The organism is Sulfolobales archaeon (genome assembly GCA_038897115.1).
Classification (GTDB): domain Archaea; phylum Thermoproteota; class Thermoprotei_A; order Sulfolobales; family AG1; genus AG1.
This window is the reverse complement of sequence record JAWAXC010000142.1, coordinates 1-4432: the sequence shown is the minus strand read 5'-3', so window position 1 is coordinate 4432 and position 4432 is coordinate 1. Positions and strand designations below refer to the sequence as shown.

Below are 4432 nucleotides of genomic sequence, written 5' to 3'. Positions count from 1 at the left end.
TGTTGGTGAGTATAATAAGAGAGGTTATTTAAAATACGCTTTGAATAGTGTTTTCAATCAAAGTCTAGACAAGAGTTTATATGAGGTTATTGTGGTAAAAAAGGAAGAGGACAAAGAAGTTGATGATTATGCTAGGAAAAATGGTGCTAAGATAATTTATGATGATTCTAAAAGATATGGTGAATTCATTTATAAAGGTATAGAAGAGTCTAAGGGTGATATTATAACCTTGTTAGATGATGATGATATGTATAATGAGAATAGGTTAAAGATAGTTTATAATGCTTTTAAAGATAGGAAAATAGGAGGGTTCAGAAATCAGCTTATTCTAATAGATCAGTTTGGTGACAAGATCGGAGAGAGAGGAATTAAGGAGGATGAATTATTAAACCCCAAAACATACAGACATCGTAAGCATACCAAGTTACTCATCAATAATTCGTCTATAGCCTTAAGGAGGGAATTAATAGATCCTGACCTAAAATCTATAGAGCTAGTGGTCGACACTTACTTCGCCTTCACCTCAATTTGTAACAAACTTTATGAAGGTCTCTATCACGTGAAGGATAAGCTCACGTTATACAGAGTTCATCTTCATAATACAACTAATCCATTAACTTTATTACAACGAGTATCATTTTATGGTAGATATCTACATGATTATGAATTATTTTATAACAAGTTTAAGGATTGTAGTAAAGAAGTGAAAAAACGTACAGAAATTGCCAGAATTGGTAATAAGCTGCAGTATTATGGATCATATTTGCTTTTGAATGGAAAGAGTCCACCGGAGATGGACTTCACATTATACGAAAAACTTCAATTATTAACTATTCCTGACGGATGGTCATATAAGGTTAATTTGGCCAAGACAATCGCTGGGCTTGTATTATTTCTACCTAGACCAATAAGAGATAAGATTATTGCTTATGAGACAAAAAGACTTTTTAACATAAAATAATGTAAAAATATTGCTTATATCCTAATAGGTATAACCTACTATCATTTCATAGTCTAATATTTATCCCCTAGTAGATATTTACTATCAGCTTCTTGTATTAGTATAAACTATCATTATACTTAAAATTTGCCTTAATCTAGGCAAATTCCTCTTAAGTCTTTATTATAATAAGCAAATCTGGCTGGAATAATTATTAGGGATTTGTGCTAAATTCCTTATGTCAAACCTTTCTATACTAAAACTGTAGCCAGTTACAAGATAATATTTAAAATGTTATGAAGTATTTTCAGCTTTATGAAGAAGTCTCGTAGTTTTTAAAAAGGCTGAGGTTGAAAGAAAATCATTTACAGAAAGTATTGAATTTTAATTATTTATCACATTATATTTATTTTAGATCACTAAAAGCAAAGTTACAATAATTAATTATTTGTTAGATTATATTCAAACTATAGGCTCTAACTAGTCCTAGATGTTAAGAAATTACTACTAAATCATTGATTTTTTCTTTAACCATTTTACCACCATATCGCAAAGAGTAAAATTACTACTAAATCTTAAAATCATACAAGCGAGAAAAATGCTTTTAAAAGAACTAATAAGCTAGTAAGAATTTCATGATACGCATAATCTCTGCAATTAACATAGATGATACCTTTTCGTAATAGAGATAAGAAATTTCTAACGGCATATCTTTTATAGCAGTAGTTTTATCAAAGTCTTCATAAAACTCAATTTATCATTTAGAAAGGAAAAGATTATTTCTTTTTCATCACTTTCAAATAACCTTATCTTCTTAAAAAAGAAAATCAGAAATAATAACAAAAGTAAGTCGGAGAAGAGGGGGTATGGGAAAGGATCAAGAAATACCTCATAAAAGAAAATTAGTGGGATTATTGATAATACAACTAACTCCTTTCTCCCTAATTCAAATACTTTAGTATATAAAGAATACCATAGGATGAATGAAGAACTAATTATTGAGGATAATAATTGAGAAATAGCCCCTCCTAAAATCCCTAACCTAGGAATTAGAATAAAGGATGTAGTAACCACTGTTAGTCCAGTAACTATTGACAAGAAAGTAAATGGCCTCAAATTTCTCTTGAAGGCTATAATTAACTGAGTTAGAATATTTATTGGTGTAGTAAGAGTAAGTGTTAGTAGTAATATTGTAATCACTGGCAAACCACTCTTATAAGCTGGGAATAGAATTGGAACTAGATAATACGCAATTGGTAAAGATAAGATTGAAATAATAAACGACATTATCGCAGTGACCTTGAACGTTATTTTACTCATTTTTAATTCGCTCTTACCTTTTGCTTTATAATATGAGGAAGATGTTAATAGAGCAGCGTTTGCAGCACCAATTACCATACTAGGTACTCCAGATAGAAGTGCTGAAAACTGATAAATCCCTAGATCAGCAGATCCTAATAAATAAGCAGTAGTAACCCTATCCCCTTGAGAACTCAGAAAACCAGAGAAATTTGATAAATAAAACGGCAAGCCCTCTTTAAAGACTTTTTTGAAAATATTATAATCGAAAACTAAGGGCAATCCTTTAACATGATTATGTATTATTAGAAAGGATGATAGGCTGGTTAAAAGCCCACCTAAAGTCCAAATTAGGATAAACAAATAGATATTATGATAAATAACAGCGATAAGTGAAACCCCCCATCTTATTATAAGAAAAATTATACCAATTATTGAATTTTCAGTAAATCTATTCAAACCAATTAATACTGAGCTTGAATATGTGTAAAACAAGTAAAGTATTAAATATGGTATCGTTAGTTTTACATAATTTGGGAAGATTAAAAGAATTAGGAAAAATGGTGAGACTAAGAATGGGGTTATTAAGACTGTGCTAAGAAATCTCTTTTCTATATTATTTTGCGCGTACATGTAAGATACTTCTCTCGTTATAATACCTGTATTAAGGATTGCGTAAAATGAGGTCATCACTTCAAGAAGTTGGATTATCGCAATTTTACCGAAGAATGCTGGTTCAGTTATCTTTGCAGTAAATATGAAGAAAATGAAAGCTACTAAAATATTTACAGTAGTCATGCTAAGAGTCTTAAGATAATTAATTATTGGATTCATGATTTTCGCAAGCCTCCTTCACGTTTTTCTCCCTTTTTTAGGGAAGGGATTTTAGCCAATAAATGTGAGCAATTATGAGTTATATGTGCCGTTATTATGACGTTAATCTTAGCACTCATCATTTTAACCCTCTTAATCTTTTTAGAATTAAAAAAGTTATCATGGCTATTTTTCTTAGCCATCAAAGAAGGTGTAGAAATCAGTAATAGTTAGATTAGTCACAAGATTTATATACATCTAGTAGTGTTAATGATAGAACTAAGTTATTGAACAAGCTTACTATTAGGTTTTCATTATCTAGAACATATTAGAGTACATTTTTACTCATAATTTGACGAGCTGATAAGGAAAGTTAGTCATTTTGTGGTATAAACTCCTTTAATGGTAAATCATGTATGATTATCGAAATTATCTATTTATCTTGATTACAATCTTCTTCCTATTGAAAAATATTCAAATCTGTTTGGTTATCTTCTAAACTCTCTGTTAAATAGTTTATGAATTAATTTCAAGCTTTCATTTAATTTATTTCTTAAAATTAGATAAATTACTAGAATGATTAATAGCGAAGGATACAATAGTACGGAAATATACGCATAAATGTTCGTATAATTAAAATTAATAGTGGTAAATGAAGATGAGGGTTTTACGAGTAATAAGTATGTTTGATTACCATATGATGGAATTATTATCAAATCAGAATAATTCCCACTATAATAATTAACATATTCAGGATAGTAATAATATCTTACAATTAGAGGGACATAGCTGTAATTTTGTCTATCCTCTACTAACAGTTTTACTCTAAACTCATTCGGAGAATTCCCATATACTGTAGTTTTTGCGTTAAGATTGTTAATAATTATAACTGTAATATTATTATTAATATTTGTAATATTTATGCTTTCTTTACCAATATATTTAAGTAAGTAATCTTCATATGATTTGGGAATTATTATTGCATTGGAGTAATTAACAAAATTAATGTCCAAGGCTTCTTGTAATAATGTTAACCTATAAGGAATATACCCTGGTGAGGAAGACGGCCAGAGAGGTCCAGTAATATTTACTAAGATTATATATTTCACTGGTGAAACAACTTGCTCATTTGAAAAATGATAAAGGGTCATTTGACTGTTATTAAAAAGAACTGGATAATCTTTCAAACAATTTTCAAATCTTTGAACTATTGTTTGATTATAGAACCCAAAATAGTAGCTAGGTATAAAATTTTTAGTTAAAATAATGTAATTTATACCTAGTATTTTCATAGTATTTATCATGGGTTCTAAATCTGTTAGGTTCTTTAATGGATAAAAGAGCATAAAAAACTCTAAGGAATAAGCAGGTAAATTTGAA

General features: G+C 29.1%; 3 protein-coding genes. 1 reads left to right on the top strand and 2 read right to left on the bottom strand.

The features are described from left to right. A partial coding sequence (locus tag QXE01_11745) for a glycosyltransferase (protein ID MEM4971910.1) occupies positions 1-961 on the top strand: 961 nt, incomplete at its 5' end. Between the two features lie 693 nt (positions 962-1654). Here QXE01_11745 and QXE01_11740 read toward each other — a convergent pair. Continuing rightward, positions 1655-3073 (bottom strand): lipopolysaccharide biosynthesis protein, encoded by a 1419-nt coding sequence (locus QXE01_11740; GenBank protein ID MEM4971909.1) that lies wholly within the window; start codon positions 3071-3073, stop codon positions 1655-1657. A 467-nt stretch (positions 3074-3540) separates the two neighbouring features. Next, on the bottom strand, positions 3541-4432 hold an 892-nt coding region (locus tag QXE01_11735), incomplete at its 5' end, for a hypothetical protein (GenBank protein ID MEM4971908.1).

Excerpts from the sequence above, each read along its gene's own strand:
- QXE01_11740 (MEM4971909.1), bottom strand. The coding sequence starts at position 3,073 with ATGAATCCAATAATTAATTATCTTAAGACTCTTAGCATGACTACTGTA.